This is a genomic window from Actinomadura sp. KC216 (assembly GCF_004348535.1).
In the GTDB taxonomy this organism is placed as follows: domain Bacteria; phylum Actinomycetota; class Actinomycetes; order Streptosporangiales; family Streptosporangiaceae; genus Spirillospora.
This window is the reverse complement of the sequence record NZ_SMJX01000166.1, coordinates 1-18,040: the sequence shown is the minus strand read 5'-3', so window position 1 is coordinate 18,040 and position 18,040 is coordinate 1. Positions and strand designations below refer to the sequence as shown.

At 72.3% G+C, this 18,040-nt stretch carries 16 protein-coding genes, 1 pseudogene and 1 riboswitch; of the genes and pseudogenes, 12 read left to right on the top strand and 5 right to left on the bottom strand.

The window, feature by feature from the left end; all coding sequences use genetic code 11:
• The 10 genes and pseudogenes from E1264_RS43705 to E1264_RS25715 all read left to right on the top strand — a co-directional run.
• Positions 1-412: pseudogene (locus E1264_RS43705) on the top strand (hypothetical protein); the annotation flags it as partial.
• Positions 413-592: 180 nt separating this feature from the next.
• Complete coding sequence (locus E1264_RS25755) at positions 593-2,491, top strand: SpoIIE family protein phosphatase (protein ID WP_165964385.1); 1,899 nt, start codon at positions 593-595, stop codon at positions 2,489-2,491.
• A 448-nt stretch (positions 2,492-2,939) separates the two neighbouring features.
• Positions 2,940-3,098: riboswitch (cyclic di-AMP (ydaO/yuaA leader) on the top strand.
• A gap of 10 nt (positions 3,099-3,108) precedes the next feature.
• Positions 3,109-3,873: a CHAP domain-containing protein gene (locus E1264_RS25750; RefSeq protein ID WP_165964384.1), complete on the top strand. Its 765-nt coding sequence runs from the start codon at positions 3,109-3,111 to the stop codon at positions 3,871-3,873.
• 284 nt (positions 3,874-4,157) lie between these two features.
• On the top strand, positions 4,158-7,073 hold the full coding sequence (locus E1264_RS25745; protein WP_132177868.1) for a CDP-glycerol glycerophosphotransferase family protein: 2,916 nt from the start codon (positions 4,158-4,160) through the stop codon (positions 7,071-7,073).
• Complete coding sequence (locus E1264_RS25740) at positions 7,057-8,319, top strand: glycosyltransferase (protein ID WP_132177866.1); 1,263 nt, start codon at positions 7,057-7,059, stop codon at positions 8,317-8,319. Before E1264_RS25745 ends, E1264_RS25740 begins: the two co-directional genes overlap by 17 nt.
• A gap of 24 nt (positions 8,320-8,343) precedes the next feature.
• Positions 8,344-9,543 carry an acyl-CoA dehydrogenase family protein gene (locus E1264_RS25735; protein WP_132177864.1) on the top strand — a complete coding sequence of 400 codons (1,200 nt, stop codon included), beginning with the start codon at positions 8,344-8,346 and terminating at the stop codon, positions 9,541-9,543.
• The gene (locus tag E1264_RS25730) at positions 9,540-10,316 is read left to right on the top strand and encodes an SDR family oxidoreductase (protein WP_132177862.1); all 777 of its coding nucleotides are present in this window, start codon (positions 9,540-9,542) and stop codon (positions 10,314-10,316) included. Before E1264_RS25735 ends, E1264_RS25730 begins: the two co-directional genes overlap by 4 nt.
• A 12-nt stretch (positions 10,317-10,328) precedes the next feature.
• The gene (locus E1264_RS25725) at positions 10,329-10,946 is read left to right on the top strand and encodes a TetR/AcrR family transcriptional regulator (RefSeq protein ID WP_132177860.1); all 618 of its coding nucleotides are present in this window, start codon (positions 10,329-10,331) and stop codon (positions 10,944-10,946) included.
• A 22-nt stretch (positions 10,947-10,968) separates the two neighbouring features.
• On the top strand, positions 10,969-12,123 hold the full coding sequence (locus E1264_RS25720) for an acetyl-CoA C-acetyltransferase (RefSeq protein WP_132177858.1): 1,155 nt from the start codon (positions 10,969-10,971) through the stop codon (positions 12,121-12,123).
• Between the two features lie 39 nt (positions 12,124-12,162).
• Positions 12,163-12,363, top strand: a complete 201-nt coding sequence (locus E1264_RS25715) for a hypothetical protein (protein ID WP_207936201.1) — start codon at positions 12,163-12,165, stop codon at positions 12,361-12,363.
• Here the strand turns inward: E1264_RS25715 and E1264_RS25710 are convergent.
• The 4 genes from E1264_RS25710 to E1264_RS25695 are packed head-to-tail and all read right to left on the bottom strand — an operon-like array spanning position 12,357 to position 15,758.
• The gene (locus E1264_RS25710) at positions 12,357-13,424 is read right to left on the bottom strand and encodes a nitronate monooxygenase (protein ID WP_132177856.1); all 1,068 of its coding nucleotides are present in this window, start codon (positions 13,422-13,424) and stop codon (positions 12,357-12,359) included. The genes E1264_RS25715 and E1264_RS25710 overlap by 7 nt on opposite strands.
• Positions 13,424-14,155, bottom strand: a complete 732-nt coding sequence (locus E1264_RS25705) for a CoA-transferase (protein WP_207936199.1) — start codon at positions 14,153-14,155, stop codon at positions 13,424-13,426. The genes E1264_RS25710 and E1264_RS25705 overlap by 1 nt, the downstream gene beginning before the upstream one ends.
• Positions 14,152-15,000 carry a CoA-transferase gene (locus tag E1264_RS25700; RefSeq protein ID WP_132177872.1) on the bottom strand — a complete coding sequence of 283 codons (849 nt, stop codon included), beginning with the start codon at positions 14,998-15,000 and terminating at the stop codon, positions 14,152-14,154. The genes E1264_RS25705 and E1264_RS25700 overlap by 4 nt, the downstream gene beginning before the upstream one ends.
• 11 nt (positions 15,001-15,011) lie before the next feature.
• On the bottom strand, positions 15,012-15,758 hold the full coding sequence (locus tag E1264_RS25695; RefSeq protein WP_132177852.1) for an enoyl-CoA hydratase family protein: 747 nt from the start codon (positions 15,756-15,758) through the stop codon (positions 15,012-15,014).
• A gap of 64 nt (positions 15,759-15,822) precedes the next feature.
• On the opposite strand from E1264_RS25695, the gene E1264_RS25690 reads away from it, so the two are divergent.
• Complete coding sequence (locus E1264_RS25690; RefSeq protein ID WP_132177850.1) at positions 15,823-16,593, top strand: SDR family oxidoreductase; 771 nt, start codon at positions 15,823-15,825, stop codon at positions 16,591-16,593.
• Positions 16,590-17,495 carry an SDR family oxidoreductase gene (locus tag E1264_RS25685; RefSeq protein ID WP_132177848.1) on the top strand — a complete coding sequence of 302 codons (906 nt, stop codon included), beginning with the start codon at positions 16,590-16,592 and terminating at the stop codon, positions 17,493-17,495. Before E1264_RS25690 ends, E1264_RS25685 begins: the two co-directional genes overlap by 4 nt.
• A 36-nt stretch (positions 17,496-17,531) precedes the next feature.
• Here E1264_RS25685 and E1264_RS43700 read toward each other — a convergent pair.
• On the bottom strand, positions 17,532-18,040 hold a 509-nt coding region (locus E1264_RS43700), incomplete at its 5' end, for a lytic transglycosylase domain-containing protein (RefSeq protein WP_165964383.1).

Sequence of the window (18,040 nt, the reverse complement as noted above, 5' to 3'; positions counted from 1 at the left end):
GTTCTGGGGCTATACGGCGCTCAGTGCCGGGGACGTGGTGCGGACGTACCGGTATCTGCTGGAGCGCGTGCCCGGAGCGCAGCGGGAGTTCGTGCTGGAGCAGCTGAGGAGGTCGACGCCGTGCGGGACGGACGGGTTCGACCAGACGTTCGGGATTCCGCGGGCGGCGCCGAGGCCGTGGGCCGTGAAGCAGGGGTGGTCGGGGTTCGGGGACACGCCGGCGGAGCCGTGCCGCGGGCGGCAGGTACAACAGGTGGCGGTAAGGCCGGATCTTGGGATCGGGCGGCCGGTGCTGCACACCACCGGGGTGGTGGGGGACAGGATCGTGGTGGTGCTGACGCTGCATCCGGCGGGGACGTCGTTCCGGGCGGCGGCGGCGCGGGTCACGGAGCTCACCGGGCAACTGCTGTGACCTGAGTCACAAGGTGGGGAACGGGTGTCTCCGGTGACGGTCACCGGCACCGGTCGAGTCCGGGTGTGAACGGAAAAATCGGGCAAAGACCTGGGTGATTTGTACTGTTCTGAGCGGATTGTTGGTCACTGACGTATGTAGCTTTTTTCTCCCAGGCACCACGCCGAACGGGGGACAGGGTTGGCGGATGCGGAGGGCACCTGGGCGCAGCCCGGGGTGCACGTTGCGGATCTTGACGACCTGCGGGACGCCGCGCACGACCGGGCGGTGCTGGCCGAGGCGCGGGTCGTGCTCGCGCGGCGGCTCGGGGTGCCGCCCGGCGAGGCTCTGCAGCATCTGATCTGGCTCGCGCGCGACCTGGACATGGAGCTCAGCGAGGCGGCGTCCTTGCTGGTCAAGGACGAGGGCGGCGGGCCGGTCGGGGCCGTGGCGGCGGGCCGCAGGCCGCCGCGGACGGAGGGCGGCACGGCGGAGCGCCAGGCCGTGCTGTCGCAGGCGGAGGACGTGCTGCGCCGGGTCACGGCCGAGGACACCGCGGCGGACGCGGAGATCCTGGCCGGGTTGCCGGACGACCCGGCGGCGCGGACCGTGCTCGCCGGGGCGCTCGACGCGTCCGCCCACATGGTGCCGGTAAGGGGGCCGGACGGCAATGTGGCCGACTTCCTTTTCGCCGATCTCAACGGGCTCGCGCGCGACCTGTTCGGGCGGGGACGGGAGGAGCTCGCCGGGCGCCGGCTGCTGCAGACCGATCCCGGCGCCGTGCTGAGCGGGCTCTTCGACGAGTACGTGGAGGTGCTGGAGAGCGGGGAGCCGCTGGAGCGGTCCTCGATCGAGTACACGACCGCGCAGCGCGGGCTGTCCAGGTCGTCCCGGATGAGCGTGCGGTGCGTCCGCGTGCCGACCGGGGTGTGCGTGACCTGGCGCTACCACCGCCGCGAGGATCGGATCGTGCGGCGGCTGGAGCGGGTCGAGCGGCTGGCGCTGATCGGGTTCGGCGAGTGGGACCTCGCCACCGGCGAGGCGGACTGGACGCCGCAGATGCTGGCCAACTACGGGCTCGGCCCCGACGAGGTGCCGCCGATGCCGCACGACCTGCCGAAGCTGGTGGCCGACGACGACCTCCCGCTCGTCGAGGAGGCCGTGCAGACGATGTTCTCGCGCCGCGAGCCGGTGGAGGCCGAGCACCGCGTGACGGGCCGGGACGGGACGCCGCGGCACCTGTGGGTGTTCGCCGAGCCGGTGCTGGCCGAGTCCGGGCTGCCGGTGTCGATCAACATCGTCTCGCAGGACATCACCCGGCGGCGCGGCGTGGAGCGGGCGCTGGCGGAGACCCGGCGGCAGATGCTGAAGCAGCAGGAGCGGATGGCGCAGGAGCGGCGGGTCGCGGTGACGCTGCGCCGCGCGATCCTGCCGGACGAGGACGAGGTGGAGCGGCTGCCGGGCCTGCGCATCGCGATCCGGGCCCTGGCGGCGGAGAGCACCGCCCGCATCGGCGGCGACTGGTTCGCGACCCGCGCGTTCCCGGAGGGCCGGTCGCTGTTCGCGATCGGCGACGCGGCCGGGCACGGCCTGCCCGCGGCGGCGTCGATGGCGCGCACCCGGAACGGCCTGCTGGGCCTGTCCTGCACGAAGGAGCCGCCCGGACGGCTGGTGGGCTGGCTGAACGAGCTGGTGAGCAGCATGGACCCGCCGGCGACGGGCACCGCCGTCATCGCCCAGTTCGATCAGCGCGGGCGCGTCCTGGAGTGGACGTGCGCGGGGCATCCGCCGCCGATCCTGATCCGGGACGGGCGCGCGGTGCCGATGGAGGTCGTCCGCGACCCGATGCTCGGCGCGGTGCCCGACTGGGACTACATGACCATCACGACCCGGCTCAGCCCCGGCGACATGCTCTTCCTCTACACCGACGGCCTCGTGGAGCGCAGGGACGCCGACCTGGACGAGCGCATCGACCGCCTCACCGGCATCCTGCGGGACTGCGCGATGCAGCCCGAGCGGATGCTGGACGACGTCCTCGCGCGGATGGAGCACGACCGGGCGGCGGACGACACCACGATGTTCGCCCTGCACGTGGAGTGACCGGCACCACTCTTGACCTGCGATCCTCGCCCTGTGTGATGTGCGCCTCACCCGGAAGGGCCCCCGACGGGCCTGACAGGGTGGGACGGGCGGCCGCCGGGTCCCATGACAAGGATCTTCTTTACCATTTGATCGGTACCCGGTAAGCCCATCCGGCAAAGGGCTGAGCTGCAGTTCTGGAAAGATCGGGAACATGCCCGCCCCAGGTCGTGTTGATGCTTCCTTGAGAGGGCTTTGATCGGGCCGGACCGAGTTTTGTGCCTGGTTTGCTTTCTTTGACAAGGTTGGTACCTTCTTACCGAATCACGCAACGCACCCCATGCGTTGCCGCCGGCCGTGCCAAGCGCGGCCGAGGATCGCGGAGCGGATCCCGCACGCGATGCGCGCCCGTCGAGGCGCGCGCTCAGATCAAGATCAGTCACTGAGATCTATCCGCAATGCACCGCTATGCGGTGTGAGGCCGAGTCCGTCCCGGTCCACCCGACCGGAACGGAGCCGGGGACCCAAGGTTCCAGGGGTGAATCGGCGCGTCCGAGAGTCGCGCCGTAGGGCTGCTTCCATGCCCGAATCCGTCAGCTAACCCGGTAGGCGTCATGGGAGACAAGGAGATTCCCCGCATGACCGGTCGTTTCGATCGACTTTCCCTGAAGACCCTCACGCCCGAGGACAAGGCCGTCGGCGTCGCCGTGGGCGCCGTCCTCGCGGGAGCCGTCGGGCTCGCGGTCGTCAACCCGCTCGCCGGCGGCGGCGCCGTGGCCGAGACCTCGGCCCAGGCGGCCGCGGTCGCCGAGAAGGGGGGCCTGCCCGTCAAGGCCGCCAAGGCCGGGAAGGCCGGGACGCTCTCGGCCACCGAGGCCCGCGAGCTGGGCTACAAGGTCCCGCCGCGCGCGATCAAGGCCAATGAAGTGATCAAGCTCGCGGAGAAGCAGGTCGGCATCTCCGAGGGCAAGGGCGGCATGACCAAGTTCCACAAGTGGTACGTGTCGACCCCGCACGCCGCCGCGACCGCCGAGCGTGACGGAGGCTTCTCCGTCAACGACTACAAGGGCGCGCAGTGGTGCAACATGTTCGTCTCCTGGCTCGGCGCCCAGACCGGCGTGAAGAACATGGGCTGGGACGCCTACACCGTCCAGCACGCCACGTGGTTCAAGAAGACCGACCGCTGGGGCAAGGCCGCCAAGCCCGGTGCCGTGGTGTTCTTCGACTGGGACAAGGGCTCGCGCGGCAAGATCGGCGACATCGACCACGTCGGCCTCGTCGTGAAGGACAACGGGAACGGCACCGTCAACACCGTCGAGGGCAACACCGAGAACGCGGTGAAGAAGAAGACCCGCGACAAGTCCGAGATCGTCGGCTACGGCTACCCCGACTACGCGTCCTGACCCTCCGCACGCGCGGTTCCGAATGGCTACCATGGCGGCGCTTCCGGATCGCTTGATCCGGGTCGCGTGGACCGCGTGATCTGAACGACCTCATCCGAAGGCGTCCGGTTTCGGCCGGGCGCCTTCGGGCGTTGCAGGGGGATGTCTCCCATGGCGCCGCCGAAGGCGGGTAATGCCAAGCATTGACAGCCTTTGATCGTTCTTGGACCTCACCACGGCGTTCCGGGAAAGGAATCCGTGCACGCGTCCGGTAAGGGGCCCGGGACGCGCGGGGAGGGGGACCCATGCGGGTGCGCCCGGACGTCACCGTCGTCGTGATCGCCTACAACGACGCGCGGCGGCTGCCGCGGGCGGTCGCCTCCGCGCTGGGGCAGTCGCTGGGCGGCGTCGAGACGGTGATCGTCGACGACGCGAGCACCGACGGGACCGGCGAGGCCGCCGACCGGCTCGCCGCCGCGCATCCGGGACGGGTCCGCGCCGTCCACCTGGCGTCCAACTCCGGCGGCTGCGGGCGGCCCCGCAACACCGGGATCGAGGCGGCGGCCGGACGGTACGTGATGTTCCTCGACAGCGACGACCTGCTGGACCGGCACGCCTGCCTCAACCTGTTCGCCGCCGCCGAGGACGCGGGCGCCGACCTCGCCTCCGGGCTGTGCGACCGGATCTTCCTGGACGTCCCGCCCGGCGCGAAGGGACGCGTCCGCCCCTGGTATCCGTGGCTCTACCGGCGAAGTGCCGTCTACGGGCCGCTGCGGGAGCACCCCGAGCTCCTCTACGACACGCTGTCGACCAACAAGGCGTACCGGCGCGATTTCCTGGTAGAGCACGGCCTGCGCTTCGTCGAGGGGCTCCACTACGAGGACCTGCTGTTCACCGCGGAGGCGTACCTGGCGGCCGGGCGGACGGCGCTGATCCCGCACCGCGTCTACAACTGGCTGGTGCGGGAGCGGGCGCCCGCGCCATCGATCTCCAACCGGCGCGCCGACCTCGCCAACTTCGCCGACCGGCTGGAGATCCACCGCCGCATCGACATGCTGTTCGCGCTGCGCGGCGCCTACGACCTGCGCCGCGCCAAGGACGTCAAGTTCGTCAACCACGATCTCGCCCTCTACCTGCGCGAGCTCCGCGACCGGGACCCCGCCTACCGGTCGCGTTTCCTCGACCTGGCGGCGGGCTACCTGGCCGAGCTCGATCCCCGGGTGTTCGAGGAGGCCCATCCGCTGCCCGCGATCGCCGCGTACCTGATCCGCGAGGGCGACCATGCGGCCGCGCTCGCCGCCGCCGAGCACGGCGGCGCCGTCAAGCGGCCGGAGCTGCGCGCGCAGCTCGTGGAGCGGGACGGGCGGGTGTTCTGGGGCACCGGCCGCCCGCGCGGGACGCTGGGGCGCCGCATCCTGGACGTCACCGACTTCGGCTTCCATCTGCGGCCGCTCAGGGACCTGCGTCCGGCGAACACGGTGACGCGGCTGGAGGCGCGGGGCGGGCGCGTCCGGATGGCCGGGTACGTGCTGAACCCGCTGGGCCGGATCCGCCCGGACGCGCGGCTGTCGGCCACGCTGGAGTTCGGCGACCGGCGGCACCGGGCCCGGAAGGGACGGGTCCGGGCGGCCGTCCGGCACGAGGGGGACCGGCTCGCCTGGCGGGCCGCGTTCGATCCGCGGCGGCGCATCCGGCCGGTCGGGTTCCTCGATCCGGTCTGGGACGTGCGCCTGCGCGTCCGGGTGGACGGCGAGGACATGGTCACCCGGCTCGGCGAGGGCCCCGGGTCGCCGCCGCTGGGCGGCGTCGAGCTGCCGGTCCGGCCCCGGTTGACGAGGCTCGCCGCCGACCGGCTCCGCTCCTACGTCACCGCCGGGGGCCATCTGGCGTTCTCCCTGGAGACGGGCACGCCGTGGGCGCGGCTCGCGGGGGCCGCGGCGCGGCGCGCCGTCACGTCCCCTGCCGGGCGGCTGGCGTGGCGGGCCTTGGCGCGGCGGGCCCGCCGGACGGAGAAGGCCGTCCGCCGCACGCTGACGTCCCGCAAGACCAAGATCGCCGTGTTCAACCGCGTGCTCAGCCGGCTGCCCGTCCGGCCGGGCCTGGCGGTCTTCGAGAGTCATATGGGCAGGCATTACTCGGACAACCCCAAGTACATCTACCGGGAGCTGCGCAGGTCGGGGCGGCCGGTGGAGGCCGTGTGGTCGTACGCGTCGTCCCCGAAAGGCTTTCCCCAGGACGCGAAGCTGGTGCGGCGCGGGTCGTGGGCCTATTTCCTGGCGCTCGCGCGGGCCCGGTACTGGATCGACAACCAGGGCTTTCCGGACGGTCTCCGCAAGCGCCCCGAGACCACCTACATCCAGACCTGGCACGGGTCGGCGTTCAAGCTGATGGGCCAGGACCAGCCGCGGATCAAGAGCGGCCCGGCCGCGGAACGCGCCCGGCTGCGGCGGATGGCGGAGCGGTTCGACTGCTTCCTCGTCCGGTCCGGGCACGACGTGGAGACGCTGTGCGCGGGGCTCGGCGTCCGGTCCGAGCTGCTTCCGGCCGGGTATCCGCGCAACGATCCGCTGGTCAACGGCGTGGACGGCGATCCGGAGCTGGCCGCAGAGGTCGGCGCGCTCCGCCGCTCGCTCGGCCTGGACGCGGGCGACGGGCGCCGCGCCGTCCTGTACGCGCCGACGTTCGCCACCGGGCCGAAGGGCCGCCCGGTCCGGCTGCTGGAGCCGCCCATCGCCCCCGGGGTGTTCGCGCGGGAGCTGGGGGAGGAGTTCGTGCTCCTCGTCCGGCCGCACTACCTGTGCCGCGCCAACCTCCCGCCGGGCGCGGACGGGGTCATGCGGGACGTCGGCCACGTGCCCGACGCCGTCCCGCTGCTCCTCCTCGCGGACGCGCTGATCACCGACCACTCCTCGATCATGTTCGACTTCGCGCTGCTCGACCGGCCGATCGTCCTGCACCTCCCGGACGGCCGGGACCGCGCCGCCGGCTACTTCGACCTCGAACGGCACGCCCCCGGCCCGATCACCCGCACCGAGGACGAGCTCGTCGCCGCGCTCGCCGCCCTCGACGGCACCGACGCCGCGCACGCCCCCCGCCGCCGCGCGTTCGCCGAGCGGTTCGGCGAGCACGATCGCGGCACCGCGGCCCGCACGGTCGCGGACCGCTGTTTCCCGGCCGCCCGGCCGCGCCAGAGGGGGGATGACCATGGCCGCACCGCGTGACGTCTTCATCGTGTGCAACAACGCCGACGACATGGGCGGCCTGCAACGCTGGGCGCATCACCTGGCGCGGCTGCTCGCCGGGCGCGGCGACCGCGTCACGCTCGTCGGGATCACCCGCGGGACGCGGCCGTACCACCACGGCCGGGACGGCTCCTACGCCGTCGAGGTGCTGCACCGGGAATGGCGCCCGCCCGCGATGGCCCGGCGCCCGGCGACGCTCCGGCAGCGCCTGGACGCGCCGGCGCGCGCCCGTGACCTGTGGCGTCGGGCCGTCCAGCGGCGCGGCGCCGCCCGCCTGTCGGAGCTGTTCGCGGGCGCCCGGCCCGGCTCGGTCGTGATCGCGGCGCAGGTCTGGGCGATGGAGTGGGTCCGGCTGGCCGACACCTCCGGGCTGCGGGTCGTGGGCATGAGCCACGAGTCGTACGCGGCGACCCGCGCGTCGTCGCGGTACGCCCGGGTCAGGGAGCACTACGCGGACGCCGACCGGATGCTCGTGCTCACCGCCGAGGACGCCGACGCCTGGGCCCGGGACGGCATGACCAACGTCGACCACATCCCCAACGCCCTGCACGTCGCGCCGGACGTCCATCCCACGCTCGACCTCCCCGTCGTGGCGTGCGTCGGCCGCCTCTCCTACGAGAAGGGCGTGGACCTGATGCTGGAGGCGTGGGAACGGGTCTCCGCGCTCCATCCGGGCTGGCGGCTGCACGTCTACGGCGACGGGCCGGACGCCGAGCGGCTGAAGGTGCAGGCGGCGACGGCCGGGCTGCTCGGCGGGCGCGGGCTGCGCGGGTCCGTGGAGTTCAGGGGCGTGGTCACGGACGTGGAGGAGGCGCTCGTCGAGGCGTCGGTCTTCGCGCTGCCGTCGCGGGCCGAGGGCTTCCCGATGTCGGTGCTGGAGGCGATGGCCTACGGGCTCCCGACGGTCGCGTTCGACTGCGCGCCGGGCGTCCGGGCCCTGCTGGACGAGCGGACCGGGGCCCTGGTGGAACCGGGCGACACCGCCGCGTTCGCCCAAGAGCTGGAACGCCTCATCGAGGACCGGGACCTGCGCCGCGCCCTCGGAGCCCAGGCCCGCGCCTCGGTACTGCGGTTCCACCCGGACACGGTCCTCGAGCGCTGGGACCGCCTGTTCGACCTCCTGTACCGCGATCTCCCGTCCGGCGACGACGCGGACGAGCACGCGGAACCCTCGGGGCGCGCGGCGCCGGCGAAGGAGCCCGCCCTGGAGGGCGATTCTTTCTAACAAGTGTTTGGTAGAGTTCGCGGGGTGAAGGAGAACGAGTCCCCGGCGGACCGGGCGTTCCGCGCCGAGGTCCGCGGCTGGCTCCGCGCGAACCTGGCGGGCGAGTTCGCGCACGCCCGCGGGCTCGGCGGTCCCGGCCGCGAGCACGAGGCGTTCGAGGAGCGGCTCGCCTGGGAGCGGCACATGGCCGCCGCCGGCTGGACGTGCGTCGGCTGGCCCGAGGAGCACGGCGGGCGCGGGGCCACCGTCCGGCAGCAGGTGATCTTCAACGAGGAGTACGCGCTGGCCGGCGCCCCCGCCCGGGTCGGCCACATCGGCGAGAACCTGCTCGGCCCCACGATCATCGCGTTCGGCACCGACGAGCAGCGGGCCCGCTTCCTGCCGCCGATCGTCGCCGTCGAGGAGCTGTGGTGCCAGGGCTACTCCGAACCGGACGCGGGCTCCGACCTCGCCAACGTGCAGACCCGCGCCGAACTCGACGGCGGCCACTGGGTGATCAACGGCCAGAAGGTCTGGACGTCGCTGGCCCTCGAATCGGACTGGTGCTTCGCCGTCTGCCGCACCGAGCCGGGCTCGTCCCGCCACCGCGGCCTGTCGTACCTGCTCGTCCCGATGCGGCAGGACGGCGTCGACATCCGGCCGATCGTCCAGCTCACCGGCACCTCCGAGTTCAACGAGGTGTTCTTCGACGGCGCCCGCACGGACGCGTCCAACATCGTCGGCGCGCCCGGCGAGGGCTGGACGATCGCGATGGCCACCCTCGGGTTCGAGCGGGGCGTCGCGACGCTCGGCCAGCAGGTCGGCTTCCGGCGCGAGTTCGAGGGCGTCGCCGACCTGGCCCGGCGCACCGGGGCGCTCGACGATCCGCTGCTGCGCGACCGGCTGACCAGGGCGTACATGGGGCTGGAGATCATGCGGCTGAACGCGGTGCGCACCATGGCGGGCGTCGCCGCCGGGGCGCCCGGGCCCGAGTCGTCCATCTCCAAGCTCGTCTGGGGCACCTGGCATCGGGAACTGGGCGAGCTCGCCATGGACATCCTGGGCGCCGCGGGGCTCGTCGCGGACGGCGAACCCTACGACCTGAACGACTGGCAGCGCCTCTTCCTGTTCTCCCGCGCCGACACGATCTACGCCGGGTCGAACGAGATCCAGCGCAACATCATCGCCGAGCGCGTGCTCGGCCTGCCCCGTGAACCGACCGCAAGCAGGGAGGCACGCGGATGACCCCGAACTACGTCCCCGGGCACGACCTCCTCAAGGACCGCGCCGTCGTGATCACCGCGGCGGCGGGGGCCGGGATCGGCGGCGCCACCGCCCGCCGCTGCCTGGAGGAGGGCGCCCGCGTCCTGATCTCCGACGCGCACGAGCGGCGGCTCCGCGCGTCCGCCGAAGCACTGGAGAAGGAGTTCGGCGCGGACCGGGTCGCCTCGCTGCCCTGCGACGTCACGTCCGAGGAGCAGGTCCAGGCCCTCTACGCCCTCGCCGTCGAGCGCTTCGGACGCGTCGACGTCGCCGTCAACAACGCGGGCCTCGGCGGGACGGCCGACCTGGTCGACATGACCGACGAGCAGTGGGGACGCGTCCTGGACATCACCCTCACCGGCACCATGCGCTGCACCCGCGCCGCCCTCCGCGTCATGCGCGGCCAGGGCTCGGGCGTGATCGTCAACAACGCGTCGGTGATCGGATGGCGGGCGCAGAAGGGGCAGTCGCACTACGCCGCCGCCAAGGCCGGGGTGATGGCCCTGACCCGCTGCTCCGCGCTGGAGGCCGCCGAGTACGGCGTCCGGATCAACGCCGTGTCACCGTCCCTCGCCATGCACCCGCATCTCGTCAAGGTGACGTCCGAAGACCTCCTGGACGAGCTGACGCGCCGCGAGGCGTTCGGCCGGTATGCGGAACCATGGGAGGTGGCCAACGTCATCGTCTTCCTGGCCGGCGACTACTCCTCGTACATGACGGGCGAGGTCGTCTCCGTCTCCTCCCAGCACCCATAGGAAACCGAACTGATGAGTCCACGACGGCGCGACACCGAGGGCACCGCCGCCGCCCGCGCGGGACGGCGGGCGGAACTGCTCGCCACGGCCGCCGAGGTGTTCGCCTCCCAGGGCTACTCCGCGACCACCGTCCGCAAGGTCGCCGACGCCGCCGGGATCCTCGGCGGCAGCCTCTACTACCACTTCGACTCCAAGGAGGCGATGGCCGACGAGATCCTGTCGACGTTCCTGGACGACATGTGGGCCGGCTACGACCGCGTCCTCGCGGCGGGGCTCAGCGCCCGCGACACGCTCGAACAGATCGTCGTCGAGTCGTTCCGGGTGATCGACCGGCACCGTCCCGCCGTCGTCCTCTACCAGAACGAGTCCAAGCACCTCGCGACCAGCGAGCGGTTCCGCTACCTGAACGACTCCCGGCGCCGGTTCGAGGAGATGTGGCTCGACCTGCTGCGCCGGGGCGTCGAGGAGGGCGCGTTCCGCTCCGACCTCGACCCCGACCTCGTCTACCGGTACATCCGCGACACCGTCTGGGTCGCCGCGAACTGGTACAAGCGCGGCGGGCGGCTGTCCGCCGACGACATCGCCAAGCAGTACCTCGCCATGTTCCTCGAAGGCATCCAGGCGAGCTGACCCCCGAACGAAGGAGACACCCATGGCCGAGGCGTACATCGTCGACGCGGTGCGCGCGCCCGTCGGGCGGCGCGGCGGCGGCCTGTCCGGCGTGCACCCCGCCGACCTCGGCGCGCACGTGCTGACCGCGCTGATGGAGCGCACCGGCGTCGACCCGGCCGCGGTCGAGGACGTCGTGTTCGGCTGCGTCGACGCGGTCGGCCCGCAGGCCGGGGACATCGCCCGCACCTGCTGGCTCGCCGCCGGGCTGCCCGAGGAGGTGCCGGGCGTGACCGTCGACCGGCAGTGCGGCTCGTCGCAGCAGGCCGTGCATTTCGCCGCGCAGGCCGTGCTGTCCGGAACGTCCGACCTGGTCGTGGCGGGCGGCGTGCAGAACATGTCGCAGATCCCGATCGCGTTCGCGATGACCGCCGCCGAGCCGCTCGGCTTCACCCGGGGCCCCTTCCACGGCTCCGCCGGCTGGACGCGCCGCTACGGCGACGCCGAGGTCTCCCAGTTCAACGGCGCCGAGATGATCGCCCGCGACTGGGACATCGCCCGCGAGGACATGGAGGCGTTCGCCTACGAGTCGCACCGGCGCGCGATCCGCGCGATCGACGAGGGCCGGTTCGCGCGCGAGATCGTCCCGTTCGAGGACGTCGCCACCGACGAGGGCCCGCGCCGCGACACGTCCCTGGAGAAGATGGCGGGCCTCAAGACCCTTGTGGACGGCGGGCGCCTCACCGCGGCGGTCTCGTCCCAGATATCCGACGGCGCCGCCGCGCTCCTCATCGCCTCCGAGCAGGCCGTCAGGGACCACGGCCTCACGCCGCGCGCCCGCGTCCACCACATCTCGGCCCGCGGCGAGGACCCCATCCGCATGCTGTCCGCGCCGATCCCCGCCACCGCGCACGCGTTCAAGAAGACCGGCCTGACCATGGACGACATCGACTCCGTCGAGATCAACGAGGCGTTCGCCCCGGTCGTCCTCGCCTGGCTCAAGGAGACCGGCGCCGACCCGGCGAAGGTCAACCCCAACGGCGGCGCCATCGCCCTCGGCCACCCCCTCGGCGCCACCGGCGCCCGCCTCATGACCACCCTCCTGCACGAGCTGGAACGCACCGGCGGCCGCTACGGCCTCCAGACCATGTGCGAAGGCGGCGGCCAGGCCAACACCACCATCCTCGAACGCCTCTGAGAGCGCATTCGCCGAAAGTCCCGGGGCGATCACCCTCCAGTGCGCGGCCGTCCAGTCGGAGCTGTCGCTGTCGAGGCCACGGACTTCCGCGGCCGCAACACGCGCTTCCAGGCGGAGGCGCTGAAGGCCAACCTGCGCGTCGTGGACGTCGTCAAGGCGGTCGCCGCCGACCTGGGCCTCACCCCCGCCGACCTGGCCGACCTCGACGGCGTCCCCGCGCCGGTCGGCGGCCGCTACTGACGCGGGACGAGCAGCGCCCGCTGAGCGGCGATGGCCTCGGCCGCCTGCCGCACGACGCCGTCGATCAGCTCGCCGCAGGAGGGCAGGTCGTCGATGACGCCGACGACCTGCCCGGCCGCCATCACGCCCAGGTCGGGGCGGCCGTCCACCATCGCCGCCTTCAGCAGCATCGGGGTGTTGGCGGCCATCAGGACCTGCGACCACGACAGGTCCTTGCCGTGCTTCATCGCCTTCCCGTCGGCGATCATCTCGCGCCACGACATGCCGGACAGCTTCTTGAACCGCGCCCCGTTGCGCAGCGCCCTGAGCAGGCCGCCGACCCGTCCGGACCCTTCCAGCGCGTCGACCAGCCCGCTGCGCAGCACCCGGTGCGGCATGCCGTCCACCTGCCGGGTCACCACGGTCTCGCCCGTCCGCAGGTAGACCTGCTTGACCGCGTCCGGGACGGGGCTGTCGGACGTGAGCAGGAACCGGGTTCCCAACGCGACGCCCGCCGCCCCGTACGCCAGCGCGGCGGCGAGCCCGCGCCCGTCGAAGAAGCCGCCTGCGGCGATCACCGGGATGTCGACCGCGTCCACGACCTGGGGGAGCAGCAGCGTCGTCGCGACGGCGCCGGTGTGCCCGCCGCCCTCGCCGCCCTGCACGAGCACGGCGTCAGCGCCCCATCCCGCGACCTTCTCCGCGTGCCGCCGCGCCCCGACGGACGGGATCACGACCAGGCCCGCGTCCTTCAGCCTGGCGATCAGCTCCTTCTTGGGCGCGAGGGCGAACGAGGCGACCGAGACGCCCTCCTTGATGAGGAGGTCGATGCGGTCGCCCGCGTCTCCGGCGTCGGCCCGGAGGTTGACGCCGAACGGCGCGTCCGTGCGGTCCTTGACCTCGTGGATCGCGGCGGCGAGCTGGTCGAGCGTCATCGTCGCCGACGCCAGGATCCCGAGGCCACCGGCGTTCGCGACGGCGGTCACGAGCCGCGGGCCCGCCACCCAGCCCATGCCCGTCTGGACGACCGGATGCCGCACGCCCGTCAGCCGCGTCAGCGGAGTGTCGAGCACCTGCTCCATCAGGACGGGACCTCCCGCTCCCGCAGCCCCTTCGGATCGAGCACTTCGCGCATGATCCGCAGCTCCTCAGCGTCCGGCAGGCGGGTCTCCGGCACCTGCTCTGGGACGACGAGCTCGAACCCCATGGCCGCCACCACATCGCCGACCCGCACACCGGGATGCACGGACCGAAGGCGCATCCGCTTGTCCGGGGTGGCGAAGTCGAGCACGGCGAGGTTGCTGACCACGGCGCGGATCTCGTGCGCGCCCCGGTCCCAGCCGACGCCGCTCACCATGTCGACCTTCGCGGTGAACACCCGCGTCGAGTGCTTCGGCACCCAGTAGCTCGTAGGGTTCAGCAGCGTGTTGCCGGGCCCGCCGCGCACCCCGAGAAGCTGCCGCGACGGACGCTCCCAATCCCCGATGCACGAGATGTTGGTGTTGCCGTGCGCGTCGATCTGGCTCGGCCCCATCACCACGTGCCGCCGCCCGTTCAGGACGAGCCACAGATGATCCCGGAACGGCAGCCACCCCTCGGCGACCGCCGCAGGCGACCCCAGCGGAACGGGCTCGGCGCTCAGCGACGGCCCCCCGTCGGTGGTCAGCAGCTGGGGCGCGAACGTGGCCCGCGCCAGCCGCGACCCGAGCATCGGCACGAACCCGGCCACGGCCGCCGCGACGATCTCCCCGTCGCCGCGGAACAGGTCGGCGCACGCCGCCGCGCACACCTCCGCCCTGGTCGCGTCGCTCACCGATTTTCCTCCTGCCAGACGCAGACGGCCTCCTGGTAGGCGGCCTCATCACCGGCGAGGAACCGCTTCCGGAACGCCGCCCACTTCTCCGGATCGGCGGCCGACTGCGCATAGAGGTTCTGGAACGGCTCGTCCCGTCCGAAGTCGGGCGCGCAGTCGGTGAAATGCGCGCCGTTCGGCGTCTCCACCACACCCGTGACCTGCGCCCGGCTGATCAGCAGCGACTGCACGGGCCCTTCCTTGGCGAATTCGGCGGTGTCGACGAGGCGCTCGCATGACACATACGTGCGGTCGGCGGCTTTGGCGAAAAGGTCGTCCATGTAGGGGTCGGGCCCGAGGTACTGGGCGTTGCCGCGAGCGTCGGCACGGTTCATGTGCACGAGCGCCACGTCCATCGTCAGCGCGGGCACGGCGACGAGCTCGCGCCCGTCCTCATAGGGAGACCTGACGGTCTTCAGCTCCGGGTTGACCTTCATCACGTCCGAACCGAGCCCGACCGGCGTGGGCAGGAACGGCAGCCGGTGCGCCGCCGCGTAGAGCCCGAACATGAACATGCCCTCGTCGTACTCGGTCAGCTCGATCGCCCCGGACTCCCGCGCGCGCCGGAAATGCGGCTCCAGCGGGATCGAGTCCATGGTGACGAACGCGGTCACGAGCCGCCGGATCTTGCCCGCCGCGCACAGCAGCCCGACCTCCGGCCCCCCGTACGTCACGACGGTCAGGTCGGTGACGGGGGACCGGAGGATCGCCCGGACGAGCGCCATCGGCTTGCGCCGCGACCCCCAGCCGCCGATCCCGACCGTCATGCCGCTCTCCAGCGACCCGGCGACCTCCTCGGCCGACATCACCTTGCCGCTCACTCGGCCCCCTTCGCGACGAAGGCGTCGCGGTGCTCGTCCCCGGCGCCGACCAGGTTGAGCTCGAACGTGAATCCCTGCTCGTAGCGGTAGCTGCGCTTGACGTCGACCGGGTCGATCCCGTTCAGCGACTCCTTGGCGCGCCGGATCACGTACCGGTCCTTGGCGGCGATCTCCGCCGCGATCTCCAGGGCCTTGTCGCGCAACCGCTCCCGGGGGACGAGCTCCAGCACCGACCCGTAATGGTGCAGCTCATCGGCCGTGACGTTCCGGCACGTGTAGACCATCGCGCGCATGAGATGCTGCGGGACGAGCCGCGCCAGATGGGTGGCGGCGCCGAGCGCGCCCCGATCGACCTCGGGCAGCCCGAAATAGGCGTCGTGCGAGGCGACGACGATGTCGGCGTTGCCAGCGAGCCCGACGCCGCCTCCGAGGCAGAACCCGTGCACGGCGGCGACGACCGGAACCTCGCAGTCGTACACGGCGGCGAACGCCGCGAAGCAGCCGCGGTTGGCGCCGACCAGAGCGGCATGGCCCTCCGTGCGCTGCATCTCCTTGATGTCGACGCCCGCGTTGAAGCCCCGTCCCTCCGCGCGGAGCAGGACCGCGCCGACCTCCGGATCGCGGCCCGCCGCGAGCACCGCATCGGCCAGCTCGTACCAGCCCGCGACGGGGAGCGCGTTGACCGGCGGCGCGTCCACGACGATCTCGGCGACCCCGTCCAGGGTCGTGGTGGAGACTCCCATGCGCTACCTTTCCACCAAACATTTGTTAGAACAGAAGGTAGCAGAGGCTCTCAGAGGAGGCGGGATGTCATTGACGCTCGACCTGGGCGGCAGGACCGCCGTGGTCACCGGGGGCGTTCGCGGGGTCGGCGCGGGCATCAGCCGCGCCCTCCTGGACGCGGGCGCCGACGTCGTCGCGGTCGCCCGCCGCGAGCCGGAGACGCTGCCCGAGGCGGGCGGCCGGACCGCGAGGTTCGTGTCCCTCGACGCCCGCGACCCGGACGCCGCGCAGGCCTTCGCCGACGGCCTCGACCACGTCGACGTCCTGGTCAACAACGCGGGCGGCGCCCCGTTCCTGCCGATCGCCGACGGCCCCGTCCGCACCCACATCAAGATCATCGAGCTGAACCTGACGGCCGCGCTGATCATGGCGCGCGCCCTCCGCCCGCGCATGCTCGAACACGGCGGCGGCTCGGTCATCAACATCTCCAGCGTGAGCGGCGTGCGCCCCTCGCCCGGCACCGCCGCCTACGGCGCCGCCAAGGCCGGCCTGCACAACCTCACCCAGTCCCTGGCCGTCGAATGGGCGCCCGACATCCGCGTCAACGCGCTCACGCTCGGCATGGTCCGCACCGAACTCTCGCACCTGCACTACGGGGACGAGGCAGGCGTCCAGGCCGTCGCGGACACCGTCCCCCTGGGCCGCCTCGCCGACCCCTACGAGGTGGGTGCCGCCTGCGTGTTCCTGGCGTCCGACCTCGCCTCCTACGTCACCGGCTCGACGATGCTGCTGCACGGCGGGGGAGAGCGCCCCGCCTTCCTGGACGCCGCCACCGTCAACAAGGAAGAGCGATGATCTGCAAGGAGCGAGTCGTCGCCATCACCGGCGCGGGACGCGGCCTGGGCCGCGCGCACGCCCTGGAGTTCGCCCGCCAGGGCGCCCACGTCGTCGTCAACGACCTGGGCGTGGCCCGCGACGGCACCGGCGGCGCCTCCTCGGGACCGGCGCACGACGTCGTCCAGGAGATCCGATCCCTGGGCGGCCAGGCCGTGGCCCACACCGCCGACATCGCCACCGACGACGGCGCCGCATCCCTGATCACCACCGCGCTCGACACCTTCGGACGCCTCGACACCCTCGTCAACAACGCCGGTTTCCTCCGCGACCGCATGCTGATCAACCTGGACGAGGACGCGTGGGACGCGGTCATGCGCGTCCACCTCAAGGGCCACTTCCTGCCCCTCAAACACGCGGGCAGGCACTGGCGCGCCGAGAGCAAGGCGAACCGCCCAGTCGACGCCCGCGTCATCAACACCTCATCCGGCGCGGGCCTGCTGGGCAGCGTCGGCCAGGGCAACTACTCCGCCGCCAAGGCAGGCATCGTCGGCCTGACGCTCGTGGCGTCCGCCGAACTGGCCCGCTACGGCGTGACGGTCAACGCCATCGCCCCCGCCGCCCGCACCCGCATGACCGAAGACGTCTTCGCCCAGACCATGGCCGCCCCCGCCGAAGGCGAATTCGACGCCATGGCCCCCGAGAACGTCTCACCCCTCGTCGTCTGGCTGGGCTCCGCGGAGTCCCGGAACGTCACCGGACGGATCTTCGAGGCCGAGGCCGGAAAGATCTGCGTCATGGACGCCTTCCGCCACGGCCCGTCCACCGACAAGGGCGCCCGCTGGAACCCGTCCGAGATGGGCGAAGCGGTCAATGCCCTGCTGGCAAAGGCCCCGAATCCCGAACCCGTCTACGGCACATGAACGTGCGCCCGGGCGGGCGTGGGTCGTGTCACCGCGTCAGCGGGGGCGGTAGTTCTGGAGGTAGTGGTTGACCTTGTTCGTGTACGGCTTGAACCTTGCGGGGACGCCGCCCTCCTTGACCACCGTCTTGGACGAGCTGCGGTACGTCGCGGCGAGGTTCAGCGCCGGGTCGCCCGGGACGTTCTTCAGGTCCTTGCCCCAGTAGCACAGGAAGCGGCCCATCGCCGGGATCGACAGTTCCGGGGTGATCTCCTCGGGCCTCGGCTCGGGGTTGTCGAGGCCGCCCGGCTGCCAGGACACGAGGACGCTGGGCGTCCACCGTGCGATGCCGTACTCGTCCTTGGCCGGGTCGGACAGTTTCGGGTTGAAGTTGCTCTCCGCCTTGAGCATCGCGGCGATCAGGGCGGGGCTGAGGCCGGGCATCTCGCACCAGGTGCCCGCCTTGACGATCAGGTCGCGGTACTGGGCGGGGATGTCGGACTCGGCGCGCAGCCACCGGCCGTCCTTCCCGGCCGATGCTGGGCCGCCGTCCCCGGTGAGGGCCC

What these genes read in the sequence shown, in the direction of transcription:
- E1264_RS25750 (WP_165964384.1), top strand. Translation starts at nt 3,109, where the DNA reads ATGACCGGTCGTTTCGATCGACTTTCCCTGAAGACCCTCACGCCCGAG.
- E1264_RS25745 (WP_132177868.1), top strand. Translation starts at nt 4,158, where the DNA reads ATGCGGGTGCGCCCGGACGTCACCGTCGTCGTGATCGCCTACAACGAC.
- E1264_RS25740 (WP_132177866.1), top strand. Translation starts at nt 7,057, where the DNA reads ATGGCCGCACCGCGTGACGTCTTCATCGTGTGCAACAACGCCGACGAC.
- E1264_RS25730 (WP_132177862.1), top strand. Translation starts at nt 9,540, where the DNA reads ATGACCCCGAACTACGTCCCCGGGCACGACCTCCTCAAGGACCGCGCC.
- E1264_RS25725 (WP_132177860.1), top strand. Translation starts at nt 10,329, where the DNA reads ATGAGTCCACGACGGCGCGACACCGAGGGCACCGCCGCCGCCCGCGCG.
- E1264_RS25720 (WP_132177858.1), top strand. Translation starts at nt 10,969, where the DNA reads ATGGCCGAGGCGTACATCGTCGACGCGGTGCGCGCGCCCGTCGGGCGG.
- E1264_RS25710 (WP_132177856.1), bottom strand. Translation starts at nt 13,424, where the DNA reads ATGGAGCAGGTGCTCGACACTCCGCTGACGCGGCTGACGGGCGTGCGG.
- E1264_RS25700 (WP_132177872.1), bottom strand. Translation starts at nt 15,000, where the DNA reads ATGTCGGCCGAGGAGGTCGCCGGGTCGCTGGAGAGCGGCATGACGGTC.
- E1264_RS25695 (WP_132177852.1), bottom strand. Translation starts at nt 15,758, where the DNA reads ATGGGAGTCTCCACCACGACCCTGGACGGGGTCGCCGAGATCGTCGTG.
- E1264_RS25690 (WP_132177850.1), top strand. Translation starts at nt 15,823, where the DNA reads ATGTCATTGACGCTCGACCTGGGCGGCAGGACCGCCGTGGTCACCGGG.
- E1264_RS25685 (WP_132177848.1), top strand. Translation starts at nt 16,590, where the DNA reads ATGATCTGCAAGGAGCGAGTCGTCGCCATCACCGGCGCGGGACGCGGC.